Raw genomic sequence first — 22,167 nt, forward strand, 5'->3', positions numbered from 1 at the left:
ACTTTGATCAAACTCGATGTGTTTTTTCAAATGATACTGGACTATGTTCTTTGCAGGCAGCCGCCACTGAGAACGATATGCATCCCTGGAAATATAAACCTTTAGCTTGCTGGGTATTTCCATTAAGTATGGAAAACGGTCTGATAAGTGGCCCACCAGCACAAGATCAAATCGACCCGGATTATGTTGATGAAACTTATCCGGGATATACGAAGTACGTCACCTGTGGAAGTCATGATAATAATGGGGAAATATGGTACAAAAAGTATTATAATGAAATATTGAAAATTGAAACTATAATGAATAATAAAAAGTAGACTCACTTCAAATGAGAACAAAAGTTCGCTGACAACCTTCTGTCAGCGAACTTTTGTTTATAATAGAGTGACATAAAACAAGGAAACGTATAACCGTTAAGTTAAGCGAAAGAATTATACGAAAGGACGGAAAACCATGAAAATCTTCCACACAGCAGACTGGCACCTAGGCAAGCTGGTACAAGGCGTCTATATGACAGAGGATCAGCATTACATCCTTGAACAATTCATCAAGGATATTGAAATAGAGCAGCCTGATGTCATCATCATCGCAGGCGATCTATACGATCGTGCCGTCCCACCGACGGAAGCAGTGCAATTACTCGATAGAGTGCTGCAGAAGATTATACTGCAGTTGAAAATTCCTGTACTCGCCGTCGCCGGTAATCATGACAGTCCAAGCCGTCTCGACTTCGGCAGCACCATTATGAGAGCCTCGGGGCTACATATCGCCGGAGAACTTCATACCTCCATGGAGCCTGTGGTCTTGAGTGATGAGTATGGTGAAGTTCACTTCCATCTCATTCCTTATGCTGAGCCAGGGAAAGTACGTTATTTACTAGGTGATGAGAGTATTAGAACACATAACGATGCCATGCAGAAGATTACGGAGGATATTAAAAGCACGATGGACCCGAACGCCCGCCATATTTTTGTGGGACATGCTTTTGTAACACCTGGCGGTGAAGCACAGGATAATACCAGTGATTCTGAACGGCCGCTGTCGATCGGTGGGGCTGAACATGTAAATTCCGAATTTTTTGACGGATTCCATTACACCGCATTAGGTCACTTGCATCAGGCACATCATGTTGGAAACGAAACGGTCCGATATGCTGGCTCACCGCTGAAGTATTCCATTTCGGAAGAACTTCATAACAAGGGATATTTAATTGTCCATCTGGATGAACACGGAGAGACAACGATTGAGAAAAGATTGCTGACACCACGACGCGACATGCGGACCGTCGAAGGTTTCATCGCAGATATTGAGCAGCATGTCATTAATGAGGATTATGTGTTCGTCCGCTTGCTGGATGAATTGTTGGTGTCATCGCCAATGGAACGGGTACGCTCGGTCTATCCAAACGCAATGCATGTAGAACGCAAGATGACAATCCCAGGGTTGATTGGGGAGCCACAGGTGGTTGAAGGACGAGCAAAGATGGATGGACTGTCGCTGTTTAAAGCTTTTTATAAAGACGTAAGAGGAACAGAGCTATCGCCAGAAACAGAGAAGTTGTTTATCGAAACGCTGCAGGAAATCCTGGAGAAAGAAGGTGAGCGTTATGAGACCGCTCAAGCTGACAATGACGGCGTTCGGGCCGTATAAGGATACAGAGGTTATTGATTTCTCCGAGCTTAAAGAGCACCGGTTATTTGTCGTATCAGGGAATACGGGGGCCGGGAAGACATCGATTTTTGACGCGATCTGTTTCGCTTTGTACGGAGATGCAAGTGGTGAAGATAGAAATGATAACAAGATGCTCCGGAGCCATTTCGCCGATGACCAGGTCCACACGTCTGTTGATTTGGAATTTGAGCTGAAAGGTCGGACGTACCGTGTATTTCGGCAGTTAGCCCATGTAAAGACCGGAAATAAAGGTGCGACAGGAGATAGTTATGAACTGTACGAAATCAGCGGTGGACAGGCTGTCCCCATTGTCGATCGTTTTATCGTGTCGCAGGTGGATGAGAAAATTCGCGGACTTATTGGACTCACCAAGGAGCAGTTTAGTCAGATCGTTATGCTGCCACAGGGTGAATTCCGCAAGCTGCTCACCTCAGAGACAGAGAACAAGGAAGAGATCTTGCGCCGGATTTTTAAGACAGGGTTATATAAACAGGTCGCGGACCATTTGAATGAACAACGCAAGGATATGCAGCAAATTTGCTCGGAGCAAGCGAAGATGCTGGAATATCATATCGGTAATGTGAAAGGTGCTCTAGGTGGGCGTGAAGCCTCTGACTTATACAAGGTTTTTGAGCAGGAGAACTACAATACTTATCAAGTGCTTGAAGCATTGGATAAAGAGATTGAATATTATACTGTGCAACTGAAAGAAAAGAAGCAGTTGCTGCAAGCTGAAATGACCAAATTCCAAGAACATACGGCTGTTTATCATCAAGTACAAGCGGTGAATGGACAATTTGATCTGTTAGATCAGAAAGCTGAAGTAAAGCAACAGTTAGTAGCGAAAGAAGATGTTATCAAGCAGCAAACAGTGCAGCTGTCTCTGGCGGAGCAAGCGGTTCACCTTCAGGTCTATGAACAACATAATATTGAAATGACGGATGAACTAAGTCGTAAAAGCGAGTTGCTCGAAGCTGCGCTTACAGAATGCCTGCAGGCTGAAACTGCCCTCAATACGGCTATTGCTCTCTATAAGCAGGAGGAAGGAAAGGAAGAATTACGGAATCAATCTTTACGTGAACTGGATCGGCTTCAAGGATATCTCCCGGCAGTAAAAGAGATTGACCAGAGACAGCAACGAGTCACGAAGCTTACGATAGAAGTGGATACCTTGTCTAAGCAGCTGAACGGCTCAATTGTTGAGCTGGAGAAGAAGCAGAGCGATCGACTCTCTAAAGCAGCGCAAGTTAAGGAACTGGAAGATAAGGTTCTTCATTTGCCGGCAAAGACTGAGAAGCTTAGCCAGTTAAGACAGCAGGCTGTAACTATGAAAGAATATCTCGGCCTGTTAGACAAACTTACAATAGAACAAGCAGAAGAAAGAGAGAATAAAGGGTCATTTGAACAAGCGGATCAGGCGTATTCTGCAATTGAGGAACGCTGGATTGAAGGGCAAGCAGGATTGCTTGCAAGTCATCTTCATGATGGTGAGTTATGTCCGGTCTGCGGAAGTCTTGATCATCCCCAAAAAGCTGCTGCCACCGGCGACATTCCTACCAAAGAAGAGCTTGAGCGAATGCGTAAGGAGAAATCTTCATATGAAAAAAAACACCTCGAAGTAAAGGCGAAGCTCACAACTACTGAACAGCAGATTAAAGAGAAGCAGCAACAGTTGCTTGAACTGGGATATCCGTTAGAAGGGATTCAGACAGTCTACGCTGATCTGCAAATAGAGGGGAAGGCACTGGTTGAAGAGGAGAAGCAACTGAAGGAAGAGAATTCTATGTTGGCTCCACTCAAGCAAGCACTAGATACACTGGACAGCAAATTGGAGGAGTTACGCAAACAAAAGGAACATACGCTAAATTTGTTCAATAGCAAAAATACTGAATATGTAACTGAGAAAGCATTATTTGATCAATCGTTATCCAGCTTGCCAGAAGAAGTACGTAGTCTCGGGAAATTAGAACAGCATATCAAGAGTGCAGAGGTTAACAATAAACAACTGGAGAACGCGTGGAAGCAAGCACAGGGTCAATACCTGGAAGCGAACGAACGGAATATCAAGGCATCTGCAAGCCGAGTCAATGCTGAGAATGGGAAGAGTGAAGCGACTACCAATAAGGACAAGGCTCTTCAAAGCTACGTCGGAGCGTTAGAGCAGGCTGGGTTCGCTTCAGAAGAAAGCTATAAAGCAGCGAAGATGAGCAATAGTGCTCAAGCTGAGCTGAAGAGTCAGATTGAAATGCACAAGGCCTCATTGTCATCGGTAACCAAGCAAATTGAGGAATTAACCTCCACGCTGGCAGGTAAAGAACGTCAAGATCTTGCCATCCTGCAGAAGCTTCTAGATGATCTGGAGCAATCTATTGATATCGTTCGCGCGGAGTCTATCCAAGCCGGGAATAACTTTGATAAAGGCTCGGAATATAAGGCGAATATTCTTGAGGCTGAGCGTAGCTGCCAAGAGGCTGAACGTGAGTACCAAGTCGTGAAAGATTTGTATGATGTTGTGCGCGGAGAGAATAGTAGTAAGATCTCCTTTGAACGCTATCTGCAAATTGAGTTTTTAGATAAAATTATTCACAATGCAAACCATCGGCTACAAAAGATGTCCGGAGGACAATACTATCTTGTCCGCAGCGACCGTATGGAGAAACGCGGTAAGCAAAGTGGCCTTGGATTTGATGTGTATGACAATTATACCGGTCAATTGAGGGATGTAAAGACATTATCCGGTGGAGAAAAGTTTAATGCTTCGCTGTGTCTAGCGCTCGGAATGGCAGATGTTATTCAAGCTTATGATGGCGGGGTTTCACTAGAAACCATGTTCATCGACGAGGGTTTTGGTTCACTGGACGAAGAGTCTCTGAACAAGGCTATTGATACTCTGATTGACCTGCAACAGTCCGGCCGAATGATTGGTGTAATCTCACATGTCCAAGAGCTGAAGAGCGCAATTCCGGCAATCCTGGAGGTGAAGAAAACTAGAGAAGGGTATAGTTATACCAATTTTGATGTGAGTTAATTAAATCGTTGTTTATATTTATAGTGAGATGTATAATCGGTTTTCTTTAAGTCCTACGCTGAAAAATTAAACTAAAAAACCAGAAAAGAGACGAACTTCGATTGTTCATTTTTTTTCCGTTTATTAAACATTGGGGGACTAGTAGAGGTGGTTATGCACAATGAAATTAGAAGCAAAAAATCTAAAGGGAATATTTGGTCGACATACTTCTATTTTTGTCGTAATGTCTATTTATAGATATCTATGAGCTATAGGGTTATCTTCTTTGGTAACTTTTCATGAATAAGTCGGGAAGAACCGATAGTTTCAAGTGTTAATTTTTATAGTTACAAGTCAAGGAGTATATATAATGAGTGATTCGATTAAGAATGGCGTTTCATTACATGACATTAACTATAGTTTATTGGATAAAAGCCTTCGGAGGTTTAATAAGTACCGGGTAAATAATGAGGAGGAATATCAGAATGAACGTCAATTAAAGGTTGAAATCATGTCCGTAATCGGTCCGATTCTCAGAAATTTGGAAATGGATTCGCAGCATATGATTGACCGGTTAATACAAGTTACTACAGGAGAAGGCAAAAATAGAAAAGTCTATCAGAATATATATAAGTTGTTCAAGGGATGGATCTGGCGGGATAATTTCAGGCGCATATTGCAATATTCTGAGTTGGTTGTCATCTTGAACTTATTGCAAGATTTATTAGAGCAAGGTATTACGGTTGAAATCAAAGAGCGATTCAGAGAGCAGTATCGAGCAATGATAGAGGCACATGGAAGTATCAAACCTAAAACAAATGAAGTACCTGTTCCATTGTTAGCCATGTTACTAGCATCTTATAATCCTGATAAATATGTGCTCTATATACCAAAAGAAAATTTCGATTCATTTGGAGAGCACCTTGGCCTTATCATTCCTAACGATGTGGTGGAAAGATATACTTTATATAACCAGGTGGCAAATATGATACTTAATTACGCTAAGAAAAAGGGATACAACGTTCAAGACTTATTGGATGTTTATCATGTTGTTAATATGACTGATAAATATGAGAATGTAACTGGAGGGTTCAGGACTGTTATGAGCAATAGCCAACCTATAAACAAAATTTTATATGGTCCGCCAGGGACAGGAAAAACCTACAATGTTATCTATGAAGCCTTATCCATTCTAAACCCAGAAATTGATTCTGATATCATTACGAATCCACAACTCCGAGATGAGGCTGTAGCTCTTTTTAACCAGTATGTAGACAGCAATCATATTATGTTCTGCACCTTTCATCAATCGTATAGCTATGAAGAGTTCGTGGAGGGAATTCGGTTCAGTGATGAAAAGAAGCAGTATGAAGTTCAAGACGGCATCTTCAAAAGATTATGTAACGCGGCACGGGCAACCTACTCTGAACTTAGAGAAACTTATAAATTCGACCCCGATCAAACCCAGTTTTTCAAAATGTCCCTAGGCAATACGGGGAATAGTGATGAGGATGAGGTATATGATTACTGCATCTCAAACAATGAGATCGCTCTAGGTTGGGGGGAGAATGTCGATTTCTCTAAATGCCAAAACAAGCAAGCAATACGTGGATTGTATGAATCCCAACTGCCGGACGAAAACCCTTACGGAGCAGAGTTTGTAGAGCGTTTTAAGCATTGGATGCGAATCGGAGATATCGTCGTCATCTCGCATGGCAATAAGAAGGTTAGAGCGATTGGGAAAATAACTAGCGAATACAACTACAGAGTAGACTCGCCAATTGCTTATCATCAATTCAGGGGAGTCCAGTGGCTGTACGAAAATAATGAAGCCATGCTCCCCGTGCAAAGCGTTTTGCGAGAAAAGTTTTTTTCACAACAAACAATCTATATGTTCGATAAGAAAGACCTAAACATGGACAGCATAAAGGAATTAATTTCGGGCATACGAGAGCAGGGAGAGCAAGATCAACAATACATCCTCATAATTGACGAGGTTAATCGGGGGAATATCTCCAAGATCTTCGGGGAATTGATCACACTGATCGAACCGGACAAGAGAACGAACCAGAAAAATGAACTTTCAGTCACACTCCCATACTCGGGGGATCGTCTTCGTGTGCCTTCCAATGTTCATATTATTGGCACAATGAATACAGCCGATCGCTCTATTTCTTTAATTGATACCGCTTTGCGAAGAAGATTTGAATTCGTTGAGATGTTGCCGGACTACTCGCTGCTTCCATCAGATGTGGAAGGAGTGAATATCAAGTTATTAGTGGAAACAATAAATCAACGTATTGAATATTTATATGATCGGGACCATGTGATCGGACATGCCTATTTTTTGATGGATAACCCTCAGATTGAGAATTATATTGCAGTGATGCTAAGTAAGGTGATACCGCTTCTGCAAGAGTATTTCTATGATGATTGGGAGCAAATCGAACTCGTATTAGGAGGTTCAGGGAAGCCTAGAGATAATTCTTATTTTCTGAACAGAGTTGTGATGCAAGCTGATAAGCTATTTGCTAAGAAATCTGGCTCCCTCGAACCTATTAAAGCTCGTTATTTCGTCCAAACAAACCCGACAGTGGATGCACTCAAGCGGATTTATAACATGTCTAAGAATCAAGCTGAACAGGACGATGAGGAATGAAACATCTTGTCGTGACTGAATGCTTCAATTCACTTCTGATATCAGATACGGGGAATCAAGAATGTCTTACGTCGTTAGAAGCTGATGAACTTGCGGCCTACGTAATAAAACATGATTTAGAGGAAGACGGCATACAATTCTCCCGAAACGAGATTACCTTTATCAATTATGTAGGGTTTATACAATTGAGATCGTGTTCAATAGAAATCTTACCTAAGGTATCTGGAAATGATGTTCGTCACTCGAGACAAGTGTTGTTACGAATGCTTCAGCGTTCCGGATTTTTAAACATCCACGAGAGCCAAGTCAGTCAGCTGATGATTGAGAAAATGAACTTGTTCGAGATTATTGCTAGTTTATTCACGGAGAAGCTCGCTCTAGAACTTAGAAAGGGAGTATTTAAGACCTATCAGAGAGAATACGGCGAGCTTCACCTCGTTAGAGGAAAGATTAACATGAATCGACAACTTCTTCGGGAAGCCATGATGCAGCCGGGGGTTAGTTGTATATACGACGAGTTTCAAATAGACAATCCATTAAATCAAGCGTTCAGAGCTGCGCTACAAATCGTTATGTCTCAATCCAAGTTCCCCTCGACAAAGAAGCGAGCTATGAGCAGTGAGGTATTATTGGATGAAGTAGATTCTAGGCTATTTAACTACGATCAGTTGGATCGTATACGATTCGATCGAACGAACGTCCGTTTTCAAGATAGCTTCCAGCTTGCTAAACTTTTAGTTGGCCGGTCAGCACCTGTATTTTCCCCAGGTAGAAATAAGAATAGCTCGATCTTGTTTAAAATGAATGATTTGTTTGAGGCCTATATTGCTTATTTGGTACGTAAGAATTGGGACGAGGTTACGGTAAAGGATAGAAGCTATAAACTGCTCGTCAACGAGAGAAACAGTAGGGGGGTCTTCCAGCTTGAACCGGACCTATTGGTCGCCCGGCCAAACGGGAAACAAATCATTATCGACACTAAGTGGAAAATGATTCACTCTCAGCGTCCCCGGCATGGGGTGAAACGTGAAGACTTTTACCAGATGTATGCTTATTTAACTCGCTACAAAAAAGTTACTGAGGTAGTATTACTCTACCCTCACCATGATGGAATTGCATCATGCGACAGCTGTTTGGAATCCTGGCATCTAGAAGGAGAGTCTGGGAAAAAGATTAAGGTATATTCTATCCAATATGAGAATGAGCAGGTTGCTGAGAGTGAACTTCGCGACATAGTAGGTTCTTTAGAATTATTAGATTAATTAGATACAGGACATAGGCAGAATTCTGTTTATTATTCGGAAATTTACAAATAGACCGGATGGGTAGTAACTGTACACTGAATTCATTAAATAGAACACCCGTTTACTGACAGGAAGTGGTCAATGGGATTTGTTAGAATGTATTCATTAAATACACCTACTTAAGGAGCAAGAGTATGTTAAAGACAATGCAAACAGGGATTTTTTATAATACACTAAAGGAAAAAAATGGATATAACGAGCCCTTGGAGACCTGTATTAAGGAAACTGTTGCTAAGTTACATGAGAATAATACAAGCGCTAATCGTCCGGGAATGTTACTCGGGAAAATTCAGTCAGGTAAAACTCGGACATTTATTGGAATTATGGGTCTTGCTTATGATAATGATTTCGATGTGACTATAATACTTACCAAAGGAACAATTGCACTTGCACAGCAGACGATTGAGCGTCTAAATAGTGAATTTCATGAACTCATTCAAAATGATAAAATGCAAGTTTTTGACATCATGAATGTACCAAGTGGTCTCCGGGGTTATGTGCTTAACCAAAAACTTGTCTTTGTTGTGAAAAAGGAAAAGCGTAACATGGAACGACTCCATAATGCATTCTTTGAGAAATACCCGTTACTTGGAGAAAAGAGAATATTAATAATTGATGATGAAGCTGACTATGCCAGTCTTGGCTTTAATAAGTCTAAAGCTGAAGGTCTGGAAATTAAAAAAATTGCCGGTAGCATAGATGAATTTCGTAAAAAAGCTGGTAAGTGCGATTTTCTCCAAGTTACAGCAACGCCATACTCTCTCTATCTTCAGCCTGAAGAATTGACGATTGAATCCAAAAAACTGGAATTCAAGCCCATTCGACCTGCCTTTACTAAATTAGTTCCCATACATAACCGGTACATCGGTGGCGATTTTTACTTTGATCAGAATGATGATGGCAGTGACTCCATTTCGAAACATTTGTTTGAAGAAGTTAGTGAAAGTGAATTGGAAGCTCTGAAAAAATCAGATCGTCGATCATTTAAAATTGAAGATTGTCTTATTAGTCCTAAAGTTAAAACACTCCGTGAAGCTATCGTCAACTTTATTGTTGGTGGCTCCATTCGTCGATTGCAGAACAGAGAATTAAATGAAGTGGAAAAGAAGTTCAGCTTTATCATTCATACCGAACAAAATAAATCCTCTCATGGTTGGCAAGATGATGTGATCCTGGCAATCTGCGATAAGTTAAATGAGGAATGCAAGGCAGATATGCCACGATATAATGAATTAGTTGAGGAAGCCTACGATAACCTTAAAGAATCAATTGATCTCTATCATTTAGAAATACCTACTATTGAATCGGTTAAAAAAGAAGTGCGGAAGGCTTTTTTGGATGAGCACATCATGACAATGGTAGTGAACTCAGAAAAAGAAGTGAAGGAACTTCTGGACGAAACAGGTCAATTGAAATTACGTACTCCACTGAACATTTTTATTGGTGGACAAATCTTAGACCGTGGCATAACAATAGGGAATTTAATTGGATTTTATTATGGTCGAAGACCAAAAACATTTCAGCAGGATACGGTACTGCAGCATTCCCGTATGTTTGGAGCCCGCCCAATGGAAGATTTAATTGTTACCAGGTTTTATACGACCAAGCCTATTTACGATATCATGAAAAAAATCCACGATTTCGATACTGCATTGCGTGAAGCTTTTGAAAGAGGGAACCAAAATAATGGTGTGATATTTATACAAAAGGATACAAAAAACAAAATAGTACCTTGCTCGCCCAATAAGTTGTTGTTATCTAGCATCACTACGCTTAAGCCCTCATCTCGCCTACTTCCTGTTGGTTTTGAACTTAAAGCCAAAACAAACATGCAAAAGGCTGTTTCTCAGATTGATAAAATGTTAGGTAGTAAAACCAATAACTTCGATGAGCCATTCCTAATGGATCTTGATGAAGTAATTGAAATGATCAAATTAATCGAGAGTACTTTTAAGGAAGGTCATAACTGGGATCAAAAAGCATTCATATCAAGTCTTGAGTTTTTAAGTAATCGCTCTACCACATTACAGGAACGTCAAGGGAAGGTTTGGGTTTTGGTGCGCAAAGAACGTCAGGCGCAAAGGCTCAAACAAAATGATGGACGACTTGAAAACTCGCCGGATTCTTATCAAGAGAAAAACAAGGCTCGTGATGTGGCGCAAGACATCCCAGCCTTAGTTCTGCTCCGTCAAGAGGGTGAGGTTGAGAAAGGATGGAGTGGCAATCCCTTCTGGTGGCCTGTATTAGTTACACCGGCAGATACGCGGACGGCAGTATTTACGAGTGAAGAAGTGTCGGATTAATTGAAAACAAATTTATCTGATATTGATTGAGATCGAATGAGAGAATGAAAGAGATGCGGAATTGTCATGGAAATGTATGATAATACTGCATCGCTTTTATTGTAGGAGTACAAATTTAATTGTTTATTGATTAAGCATGTATGTATCCTAGCAGATTATTAGAATAAGTCCTTGCTAGGAGCCCCTTGACTGTCAAATACATACAGAATATTAGAGTTATAAAATATGGTGGCAGTTATAAATAAATGTTAAATAATTCGAACATTCAAAGGAGCTCATTATGATCAACTTATCTCAATATCAGCAAATCTTCGATATTGAAAATACCACGGAACGATGCAAAAAAGTTAATGATACCATGGATCAGTTCTGGAAATCAGAATTAGATCAGTTGGCTGGGGAATTAATTGGTCAGGATTATAGAATTGCTACATACGGTCAAACGTTAGTGACCACCTATCATGACTCGTTAAATCCTAAATATGCAGAGCAAAAGAAAGATACGAGTATAGGCAAAAAGTATTTTGCTCAAATCGTTGGCAATACAGGGAACAAAGAGTTCAATCTGCTAACACTCGAGTTTAACGGTGTTGAGCGTCAGTTTTATATCAATATAGAACTAAGTTTTTATCAAGTCTATGAGTTGATTAAGACTGGTCGTCTGAATTCGATGTTAAGTGAACTGGATAGTGAGATCAGAACATTCACCAGAACAGGTTCCTTCACGAAAAATGAAATTGAACGATCTGAATTGGAACAGACTTTAACTGCAATGATTAAACCAAGAACCAGACCCTGGGTTTATTTTGGTCTAGCACTTCCTCTGGAAGGTGAGTATCAGAGCACTGATATTGTAAATATGTTAAGAGTTATATGGGAGAAGACGGCTTCACTACGGAATTATGTATTTGAGGATAGAACGCAAAGTGCTAAATCCTCGCATATTATGGCATTGATTGCTTCGGTGGAGACGAGTTATTCGGTTTCGCTGTTTGGATATCCCTATCAGATTCATTATGGAACTCTTGAGAATGAGAAGTCGGGAACTCGGGAACAGGAATTCACATTAAAGCGGGATGGGCAGACGATTGTACAAGGCTACTTTTACTATAGTGAATATGATGTGAGATCAGCAATAAACAAACCGGTGCTTGCAGTGAATGTAGAGGGTTATAATCATATTTATGCAAACGTATCAGGTCTTCTTGATGATGATCGTAAGGAATGGTGGATTAAAAAATCATTTAAAATGCAAAACCAAGATAACGAGGTATTAAAGCTTCGCGCGCTTGATTTACTACGTCAGAATGGTATTCCGGTACGTAATGATAATGAATATCTGACAGGTACATACAACAATATAAAGCAGCAGTTTGAAGAAGAGCTAGCCGAAATTAAAGGGAGATTCGCTTGTGCTGCCCTTTTGTTCGCTCATGTGGGCGGGCGTGGAGGATTTAAATTTCTCGAGACCACTGCTCCAAGTGTTGAACCGGTGGATGATGATTCGGCAAACGATGATCATTCAACGGAGATTGTTGAGTACAACAGCAATTTTAATTTTTCAGTTATTTATGAGACGATTCAGAATTGTTCCCTGACTTTTGATAAAGATTTAATCCGTGACCTACATCTGAATTTGACAGCTTTGAACGATAAGCATTTTGTTATTCTAAGCGGTATTTCGGGAACGGGCAAAACACAGCTAGCTAAACTCTACGCAAATGCAGTATATGGTTTGTCCTATGAAGCTGACAATCCGTATTTATCTATAATACCTGTTCGTCCGGATTGGACGGATGCGACTGCTTTGTTTGGCTATTACAGCTCTTTTGAGAATGGATATATTATGACAGAATTCTTAAAGGCGATCCTTCACGCTCAAGAGGAGCGCGAGAAACCACATTTTATTGTACTCGACGAAATGAATCTAGCCCGGGTCGAGTATTATTTAAGCGATTATCTGAGCGGGGTGGAATCACATCATGAAATTCCTTTGCATAATCGAGATGACCTAGTACTGATTCCTTCCAAAATTAAAATACCGCCGAATGTATATCTTATTGGAACGATAAATGTAGATGAAACAACACATAGTATCTCGGACAAGGTATTAGATCGTGCATTCGTTATGACATTAAGCGAGGTGGATCTGCAAACTTTTTGGAGTCGTGTAGATGATGGTGTCAGAGCGGAACTGCAGAACGAATTTGTATTTTTGAAGCTACTGAATGGGTTGTTGGCTCCTTATCACCTGCATTTTGGATACCGGACAATGAATGAGATGATTCAGAAAATGAGCAGCTATCTTGCGTTAGATGTTGAACATCAGGGCTCAAGAAAGGCTATGCTGGATCGTGTTATTGCGGAGAAGGTGCTTCCGAAACTTAGAGGTGATGATCGGATAGCTGATCTGCTTAAAGAACTAAAAGAAACCTTCTCTGAAAATTTGAATGAAGAATCAGTAAGTTACGGTCATATTATTCGTATGGAGAAGGAGCTTGTACGTTATGGAGCAACACAGTTCTGGCGGTGATTTTCTGCTCCGATTAAATGGTGAAGCATGGGTTACCTTGGAAGATGCCTACTTAATCGAAGCGACTACCTACGATTGGAAGTATGTAATGAAAGACTTGGAACCGCAGCCTTCGGTCCAGTTTTGCGGTTTGCGGCATTTCCCAAATCGAATCTGTGAAGGAGAAGTTTATGGTCAATTAACGACACCTTTTTATAGCGGCCAGGTCACTTTAGTGATTAATGGAGTAGTATTTGATACTTATATTTATTCGGATACCCGGAAAATGACGCAGGAGCAATATCACCTCATGTTAAGTGAGATTTTACAGGAAGCGTCGCTTTGTTTCGAGCATTCGGGGATTGAACTGGGAGTTGATGCCGATGATCGTTCGCGTGAGCTTTCTTTGGCACAATGGAGCTATATTGAAGCATCGTTCTCTTCACTTGCAACCATGATCCGACACGTGATTGAGAACCCGACTAGGGTACTTCAAGCCCATGAACAACAAATGAGACGGGATCGAGTCAAGGTAGTGGATACGCGAACACTGGTCTGGGTAGAACGAAATAGAGGGCGGAGCCCTAATGGAACCATACCGAAAACAGTGAAATCTTCTATGCGAGAAGATAACTACAACACATATGAGAATAGGCTGATAAAGCGGCAACTGATGGAACTGAGAAATCTGCTGAAGCTGTACGGGAATACAAGTCCGGCAGAATTTGCAAGTAGAGCTGAAGCCTATGCTGATAAAGTAGGGTATTGGCTAAGAGATCCTTTTTTTCAGCAAGTAACTCCCTACCAAGCTGTGATCCGAATATCCCAAGTGTTTCGAAAACATCCCGTATACCGACAGTGCTATCAATGGTTTGATCGCTTATACAAGCATGGGAAAGAACGAATCGGCATGAGTTACAATTATCCGCTGAGAGAAACTTTTGCGCTATATGAGATATGGTGTTATATGCAACTTGTGAAGCTTTTTCGGGAAAAGGGCTTATTAAAAGACAGCAGTAGGTTATTCCGAACCAGAAGGGAAGGGATTTTCCTTCATTTTGCAGAGCACAACGAGAGTGTTGTCCAGTTAAAGAATGGTATGCAACTATCCTATCAACGGGTATTTCAAAGTAATTCACCGCACTTTTACACCTTTACACAGAAGATGGTCCCCGACATTGTTATTGATGCAGGAGAACGTCTATATATTCTCGATCCTAAATACCGCGTAGCTAGCAATTTGGGGACAGCACTTGGAGAAATGCATAAGTACAAGGATGGAATTTTGCTACGCCATAACGACGAACGTGCAGTTCAGAGCGTTTATATCTTGACCCCTGTTCAGAGCGATGAACTTCGTTATTTCACGGCAGATTTTCACGAAAGATATAATATGGGGGCAATGACGGTTATGCCGGGTGGTGGCATGAGATCACTAGAGATGTGCGTAGATAAACTGGTGCATGAGGTAGAGGAAAGGCTTATTTAAAAAGTCAGGAGGATGCAAATGTCAATTCCAGATAAAGGTCTAATAATCGAACATTTAAGCAATAAGTACAGTTGTAAATTAACAACCATGACAAGAAAACAAATCATGTTCGAGGGAAACAAAAATGGCGAACGCATTGTTGTATGTACTCCGGGTTCTAAAATACACAAAAAAGGTAGTGGTTGGTTCGATTTGAAAATGGCTCAAGTTGAACTTTTAGATGACGCTAATATTTCGATTTTGGCTGTAAGACTTGAGGGGAACAAAGTATATTATATAGATTTCAAAGAGCTTAGGAAATTGATAACTCCTGATTACATTGTATTTACACCTCATATAGGTGAACATTGGAAATTTTTTGTTTGGGAGTCTCATATCGAGATTCAAGGGAATAGAGAAAAATTCTATGTTCAGCCAGAATTTGTTTCTTGAATTAGTGACCTCACAGAATCGGAATTTATTTCGAACATACATTCGCTGACAACTAATAGTCACACCCATAGTTTATCCTATATCTATCAATCTTCTAATAGGATGGTGCTCTATGGCTAAAACACATGACACTCTTCTGTCCCTGATCAAAGGCATTAACAAATGGCAGGGCGACTATGGCAGGATTCCGGATGAGCTTTATAAGGGAATGCTGCTGTTCATTGAACAGACAGCTGCTTCTAAAGCTCAACCTCCGGTTGATCTATATCATCTACTGCAAACTCTTCATCGCCCCTCCAAAGAATGGGGGATCCCTGATCTCCAAGACTATTACCCCGAAGAAGCTTCTTTGTTAGAAGAATTCATTGGCTTAACGCCGGATGCTGATGAGTTCCTGAACAGATATGTCTCCCCACAGGATGCTGAGCAACAGACTATGTATGAGATCCTCATGTACTGCCGAGAAGAAGATCGACAGCTTCAGCAGGAATATACTCGCATCCGCACGTTTCTATCTAATCCAAAAAATGCCGTAGTTACTTCCTTTCAATTGTCCCAATTTGCTGATACATTCCTTGATGTTCAACTAACGAATTTGATCAAACAATGTTATGAAGAAATAACACCTGCGGTGGCAAACTTTCGGAAGTGCCCCCACTGTGGATGGACCCTGGAGTATAAGAATGACCGGTGGCGTTGTAATAAGGAAGATATCTGTCATCTGCTTGCTGATTTTGAGCGCATGAGTTCTTTTGATTTTGGTAAAGAAAGGGTATTGCGGCTTGTACCCGGAATTCAAAGATTTGTATTGCTGCCTGGAATATCTGAACTTAGAATCGCCGAACGATTGATTCGTAAGGGATATCAGGTTGAGCTCTATCCCAATGTAGATGAATATGATCTCTTGGTATCCGAAGATGGAAAAAGGATCTTTCTTGATGTCAAGGACTTTAGAGATCCACGGACGCTTGCTAATTTCTTCAATCATCAGAGTCCTGCCTACCTGGAAAAGTACAAGAACAAATGCCTTATTGTAGTTCCGAATTATCGCAGCCAGCTCTTCGCATCTTATCGTGAACGAAGTATGAATCTGCTAAACGAAACTGCTAGGGCATGTATCGAAATGATTATGGAGAAAGAAATTGAATCCACGCTGAAGAAGGTGTTTCTGTGAGGCAGACTTATTGGGATCTTTCCGAAGGTTTCATCAAGGCGTTTGAATCACTTCAACTGCGTAAGTCCGAAATTAACCTTCTGGTGAGCATGGAGTTATTCATTACAGGTTGTACTTTGATCGATCCTAAGCTATCTATCCATCAAGCGTGGTCAGTTTTGGTTGGTTACAATGAACCCATTCTGAAACATACCACTCGCTCGGACATCATCACCCGGCTGAGAATTCTATTTCCTGAACTGCGAACCAAGAAGAATCTCTTGAAACGAATCAATGCCTATATGGAAATCGGGAGTGAGTATCGGTTATACGAGATCAAGGAGGATGAAGGAGCGATTCGTATTGCTCCGCGTTATTTAATTGACCGTTCTTCTATCTATAGCAATATCCTTGAACATTCCATCCCACGCCAGTTGAATGCTAAACCCTTTGCTAATGAAAAAGTGTTTACATACTCTCGAAGGATTCGAGGTGGGCAATGGATTACCTTCCAGGGGGAAATCCCTGAATCTATGCTCTCCAATGAAGTCAAACCTCTGCCAGCGTATCGGCCTAAAAGAATATTTAAGCTTTCGGTCCCATATAACGGAGCTGTATTAGCAACTGAGATGGATCAACTCCTAGGAGCATCGGCCATGTGGGTAAGTAGGGCCAAGTCTGTGCTTTTGGAATCGCTTGATGGTATGGATCTAGAATTTGTGTATCAAGGGAATCAACACATTGGTGGGGGGCTTGGAGCAGGGAAGTCGACTTTTATGATGATGGAAGCCTACCGGCTGGTAAAACATGAGGGTGCAAGGGTAGGCTTCATTGAAGGTAGTGTTATGCAGGCCCTTGAACGTGTAAAAGAATTGCGTAAGCTTGGAATACATGCAGTTCCTGTTATTGGGAGAACCTCCAGAGAAGATCATCTCAATAACTATTTGTTTGCGAATAGCAGTGGCATTCAAGAGGTTAGTGATTGGAAGAGCCAGCAGCATGAGTCACTTATTCATTTATCTGATGTCTGTATCATTAAAGCGTTGGCTGAAGATTATGATCGGAGTAGCAGATATCCTTGTGTCCAGTTGCAGCAAGACGATACATCTGTGAAATGTCCGCTTGCACATGCCTGTGGTGTATATAAAGATTTATCTTCCTTGCAGAATGCTGAAGTATGGGTTGCCACTGCGCCGAGTGTTCTAAAGACACGTATATCAGCAGTGATTGATCCCTTGGAGAGAACGATTTACGAAGCCATGTATGACCTGCTTGATGTTGTTTTTGTAGATGAAGCGGATCAGGTGCAGAAGCAGTTTGATGAGACCTTTTTGACACAATACAATGTGTTCGGGGCAGCTGACGATATCTTTGAACAGTTAAGATATGAATCTAATGAACTTACTAGAGGACAATATGGTCAGTATGCTGGTGATTCTGCCATTATTGAGTGGAACGATAGACTCCGTATGCTTGACCAGATGATCTGGCAAATTTATCGCAAGCTGGACTTATCTCAGACGTTGCGGAAGGATATACGGAATAATCTGATTCGGGTGGCAGCATTGGCAGGCACACTAAGTGAAAAACTCTCTGACAATACTCAACTACAGTCAAAGTTATTCAAACGTTTCAGCGAATACGCCTCAGACCCATACAAAGATCCAATACTCTCAAGAATCGTTGATGAGATTGTAGAGGCAGAGAGCCCCGAGCAGAAGCAGAGACTCCTGGAGCAGATTATATCCAAAGTAAAAGGAGTCCTAAAACCAAGGGTGAAAATAGAACTGCTCTTTGCGCAGCTTGAATTCTTCCTGTACTTATGTAGGGCAGAGGAGAGTATCAAATACATTTTAACTACGTTTCCTATGATTCAAGCTAAACTTGGCCTATCGATTAATTTCTCACCTTTGTTTACTATGCAGAAGGATTATCAAGCATTTATGAAAGAAGCGATGACCGGGATTACCTTAGGATATAAATATGACTTGCCTGACAATGAAAAGACCGGGAAATTCAAGCTGATTGAATATACTGCTGTGGGCCGTCTGCTGCTTCATGATTGGCATAATTTGTATCAAGAATGTGACGGGAAAGCAGGTCCTGCAGTTGTATTTCTCTCAGGAACCAGTCATGCTCCGAAGTCGGCTCATTACGACTTGGAGACACCTTCAGAATGGTTGCTAAGAGCAAACCGCCAAAGCTCAGTTATTCAAATGAATTATAAGCCCGTGCTTGATGAGGTTAATGAAGGGTTTTATGCCGTGTCAGGTATTTGTAATCCAGAACAGAGAAATCAATATTTAAGTGGGATGGTGCAGCATCTAAAGCCAGATATTGAATATGAGCTGAAACACTGGAGAACTGAAGGTAACAACAGGAGAGTATTACTAGTTGTGAACTCTTATGATGACGTTGAAACAGTATGCAGTGTTTTTCGGAATGATCGAATTTGGAAGGGCAGATATAAGGCGCTCTCAAGGGATGATGGTCACCAAGAAGATCAGTATTCTAGAGTATTGATCGAATCCTTTTATCGGGAACGGGCTGAGATATTGATTGTACCCCTATTGTCCGTTGGTCGGGGATATAACATATTAGATAGACAGGGAGAGGCGCTCTTCGGTTCAGTATTCTTTCTGGTTCGTCCTTACCCCATACCCAATGATCTGAATTATCTTGTTCAGGTCCTGCATGCGTATTTGCCAGAATATATGCGTCGAATAGAAGGAAAGAACCTTGTTTACGATAAGGCGGTTACCAAGCTACGGCAAATCAGCAGCAGTAAGCTGGAGCATATGTATATAAAACCGGATTTCTGGTCGATCTTAAGTCCCAAAGAAAGAGAGATTCTGGGATGGTACACTTTTGTTCCGGTATGGCAAATGATCGGTCGTTTGCTGCGTGGAGGGTTAGATGCCCGTGTCCACTTCTGTGATGCTAAGTTCAACGCTAAACCAGCAGGTAACCCTGAAGGATATTCGATGCTTGAAGTATGGGCAGCAATTATGCGCAAGAACAAGAAGGATGCTATTTTCCAAAGTTTATATGGGCCCTTTAGCGAAGCGATTAATAATATGAATATAGGAGGCAGTCTATGAACAGAATGGAGCTCTTTGCACTGGAAGTAAATGAAGCGGTATTCTATCATGAAACGATTCATGTCATGCATATGCCAGACAGCTGGCGCAATTTTTTTATTACACAAGCTACACCTCAAAACCACAAGCTTGCATATAAGGTTGAACCTCTTTGCAAAAAGCTTAAGAGCATATTTCCGGAGATTGTTCATGTGGATTTAAATAATAAAGTACTGCAAAAAGACTTGCCATGGATTGTATCTACTGTTGAAATTCCAGAGTCTCATATTAAAAAGCTCACTCTAGGCTGGTTTGCATATTTGAAAGGATATTCAGAAGCGAATCTCCCGGAAGAAATTAAAGAGGCCGAGCTGGGATGGGAAACTTCTACATTTGGCGAGCTTCATGAATCTATTGATAAATACCAGTGGCTTCCTGGCTTGGCAGCTCATAAGTTCTGTGAAGAACTGCGAACAGTTGAGTTAGGGAAAGGTATTGTAGAGGCGCTCCAGTTTCATCATACGATCTTTAATAATCAGCATGAATGTGTCTCCACTCCGATCAGGAAATCACCGAAACACGATCCTTTCTCTTATGTACTGAAGGTTGAACTGAAGAATCGTGGTGGGGATGCTGATAGACCGCTTATTCTTGTAACTGTAGGTACAAGGCGGTATTTGAGGAACGCACAAATTAAGGAAGGTTCCTGTTATTTAAAAGCGGATCATGCCTGTTCAGTTCTTGTGTCAGTCCGTAATCCGTATACATTGCAAGAGAAGCTTTCTTTCTCACAGCTTCAGTTTGAGCGTCGTGCTGGTAGTGGACAGGGAACACCGCCTTTTGCAGTCTGGAAAACAGCCCTGGATGGTTTGTATTGGGATGTTCTGTACGGAGAATCCCTCGAACCGGATAGTTTGCTCTCTAACCCTGCTGCATTCCTGGACGGAAAGGGTGAAGTTACTGCCTATGTAGTCAATCATCATTCGTTCAATGGCAAAGGTAACTTTGTGAAGTCAGGACTCGGGTTGTCGGAGAAAAGTGGTCTGTTTAATAAATTTAAAGAAGTACTTGCTATGTATCATCTAACACCGTTATTTCATATTCCGGAGATCCCTCGTAAGCGTATGAATGACATTCGGTTCCCTATTGTCGCGCATCAAGCAGAAAAGCTTATTATTGAGGTTTATAGTAGTGAAGCAATGTTTACTGCAATGAAAGAAGTTTATACGACCGAACAAAAATCACTGGAAAATAAATCGATAATCTTTAATCGTCAAATTTCAGAGAATGTCTATGGGCTCAATTGCGATAAGGATGTAACCGTAGAATTCGTATACTGCAATCCTATTGAAATTGTAAGTGAACTGGAAGTTGGAACATATAAATCTGATGTTGCCTTTATCAAGCGAGTGAATCAAATTAACAAGCTGCTTAATGAAGAACGGACTTCCGGGGATCAGCGGACATTGGCATTAGTGGAGATTGCGCCTAAAGAAAACTGGAGCAAAAACGGTGATCCTAAGAGAGCTATAAGGGAAGGGATGAAAAAGGCAAGACGTCTTACTCAGTTCATACATCCTCTTACAGGAGATGAGAAGGGGGATACTGCTCGCATAATCAATGCATTATTTGATTTACTTAATGATGCAGGCTTCCTAAGCAACAATGTAACCAAGCTAGATTCTTACGGTCCAATTCTGTCATTTAATATTTTAAAAGCAGACAACAAACATTTACCTGTCATATCAAAAATGGATGGTACAGAGACGATGTTGAAGATATTCGGAGTTGAGTCATGGCTACCTTTAGGAGAGGCGCCTTTTTATCTGGAACAGGTCAAAATGTTGGATAATCCGGGTAAAGGGAATCAAAGTAAACAGATTTTTTTGGATTTTATGGTAAGAGCTATTGAGAATGAGCTTGGTCAAGATATAAAGCAGCTAACAGTAATGATCAATGCGACTCTGAGAAAGGACTGGCTTCCAGTCATTCGAAATACTGACATTCAATACGATAAAGTTCCTTATCTGAGCGAACGGCTAGTAAATGATGCCCGTCTTAAGTTTATACGTGTTAATATGACGGATGATGTGCCGCAATATAGAATTATTGAAGATGATGCTGAAGAGAAATTCAACAAAGCTTCGGGGATTTTCAAAGATCCACTAGGGATTTATTATGGTGTTGGTGGAAGGCCAAGAGCATGGTCTGGTGTGAGAAACGAAGATATCAAGTTCCTGTCACCTAGCAAACTGCTGCTTCAGCAGAAAGCAGTCGAGTACATTCCTCTGGGAGAGCTGGATGAGATGGAACGTGATGATTTGGCAAATTTAGTTGATCAGCTTCGAAGAGTAGGTCTGAATTACGATAAACACACGATATATCCTTATGGTATTCGGATCACAAAAATTCTGTCGAAATATTTAACTGGAGAAGAGAAGAATTATGATCCGGAGTTTGATGAGGGAGTGGAGTTTTGGGAGGAGGTTGAGGAGTTGGTGTAGTGTGTATTCTTATAGGAACAGGCAATATAAAGCTGAGATTAATCAAGACGACA

12 protein-coding genes are annotated in these 22,167 nt (G+C 41.1%); all 12 read left to right on the forward strand.

Going from position 1 to position 22,167, the window contains the following annotated elements; translation table 11 throughout:
- Positions 1-317, forward strand: a 317-nt coding sequence (locus AQR02_RS02385) for a DUF3109 family protein (RefSeq protein WP_209444113.1), incomplete at its 5' end; no start/stop codon positions are given.
- Positions 318-453: 136 nt separating this feature from the next.
- Positions 454-1,650, forward strand: a complete 1,197-nt coding sequence (locus AQR02_RS02390) for an exonuclease SbcCD subunit D (protein ID WP_054939227.1) — start codon at positions 454-456, stop codon at positions 1,648-1,650.
- Positions 1,607-4,699 (forward strand): AAA family ATPase, encoded by a 3,093-nt coding sequence (locus tag AQR02_RS02395; RefSeq protein ID WP_054939228.1) that lies wholly within the window; start codon positions 1,607-1,609, stop codon positions 4,697-4,699. Before AQR02_RS02390 ends, AQR02_RS02395 begins: the two co-directional genes overlap by 44 nt.
- 349 nt (positions 4,700-5,048) lie before the next feature.
- The gene (locus tag AQR02_RS32975) at positions 5,049-7,337 is read left to right on the forward strand and encodes an AAA family ATPase (protein WP_054939229.1); all 2,289 of its coding nucleotides are present in this window, start codon (positions 5,049-5,051) and stop codon (positions 7,335-7,337) included.
- A complete protein-coding gene (locus AQR02_RS02405) occupies positions 7,334-8,599 on the forward strand; it encodes an McrC family protein (RefSeq protein ID WP_054939230.1) in 1,266 nt (421 codons plus the stop codon). Before AQR02_RS32975 ends, AQR02_RS02405 begins: the two co-directional genes overlap by 4 nt.
- Before the next feature lie 176 nt (positions 8,600-8,775).
- Entirely contained in the window at positions 8,776-10,944 is a 2,169-nt protein-coding gene (locus AQR02_RS02410; RefSeq protein ID WP_054939231.1) for a Z1 domain-containing protein, read from the forward strand.
- Between the two features lie 280 nt (positions 10,945-11,224).
- Positions 11,225-13,477 (forward strand): McrB family protein, encoded by a 2,253-nt coding sequence (locus AQR02_RS02415; protein ID WP_054939232.1) that lies wholly within the window; start codon positions 11,225-11,227, stop codon positions 13,475-13,477.
- Entirely contained in the window at positions 13,452-14,945 is a 1,494-nt protein-coding gene (locus tag AQR02_RS02420; protein ID WP_054939233.1) for a DUF2357 domain-containing protein, read from the forward strand. Before AQR02_RS02415 ends, AQR02_RS02420 begins: the two co-directional genes overlap by 26 nt.
- A gap of 18 nt (positions 14,946-14,963) precedes the next feature.
- The gene (locus AQR02_RS02425) at positions 14,964-15,377 is read left to right on the forward strand and encodes a hypothetical protein (protein WP_054939234.1); all 414 of its coding nucleotides are present in this window, start codon (positions 14,964-14,966) and stop codon (positions 15,375-15,377) included.
- Positions 15,378-15,489: 112 nt separating this feature from the next.
- Positions 15,490-16,551, forward strand: a complete 1,062-nt coding sequence (locus tag AQR02_RS02430) for a restriction endonuclease-related protein (protein ID WP_054939235.1) — start codon at positions 15,490-15,492, stop codon at positions 16,549-16,551.
- Positions 16,548-19,631, forward strand: a complete 3,084-nt coding sequence (locus AQR02_RS02435; protein WP_054939236.1) for a pPIWI_RE_Z domain-containing protein — start codon at positions 16,548-16,550, stop codon at positions 19,629-19,631. Before AQR02_RS02430 ends, AQR02_RS02435 begins: the two co-directional genes overlap by 4 nt.
- On the forward strand, positions 19,628-22,114 hold the full coding sequence (locus AQR02_RS02440; RefSeq protein ID WP_054939237.1) for a pPIWI_RE module domain-containing protein: 2,487 nt from the start codon (positions 19,628-19,630) through the stop codon (positions 22,112-22,114). Before AQR02_RS02435 ends, AQR02_RS02440 begins: the two co-directional genes overlap by 4 nt.
- The last annotated feature ends 53 nt before the right edge of the window (positions 22,115-22,167 follow it).

It is taken from the genome of Paenibacillus ihuae (assembly GCF_001368795.1).
Taxonomy (GTDB): Bacteria; Bacillota; Bacilli; order Paenibacillales; family Paenibacillaceae; genus Paenibacillus_AQ; species Paenibacillus_AQ ihuae.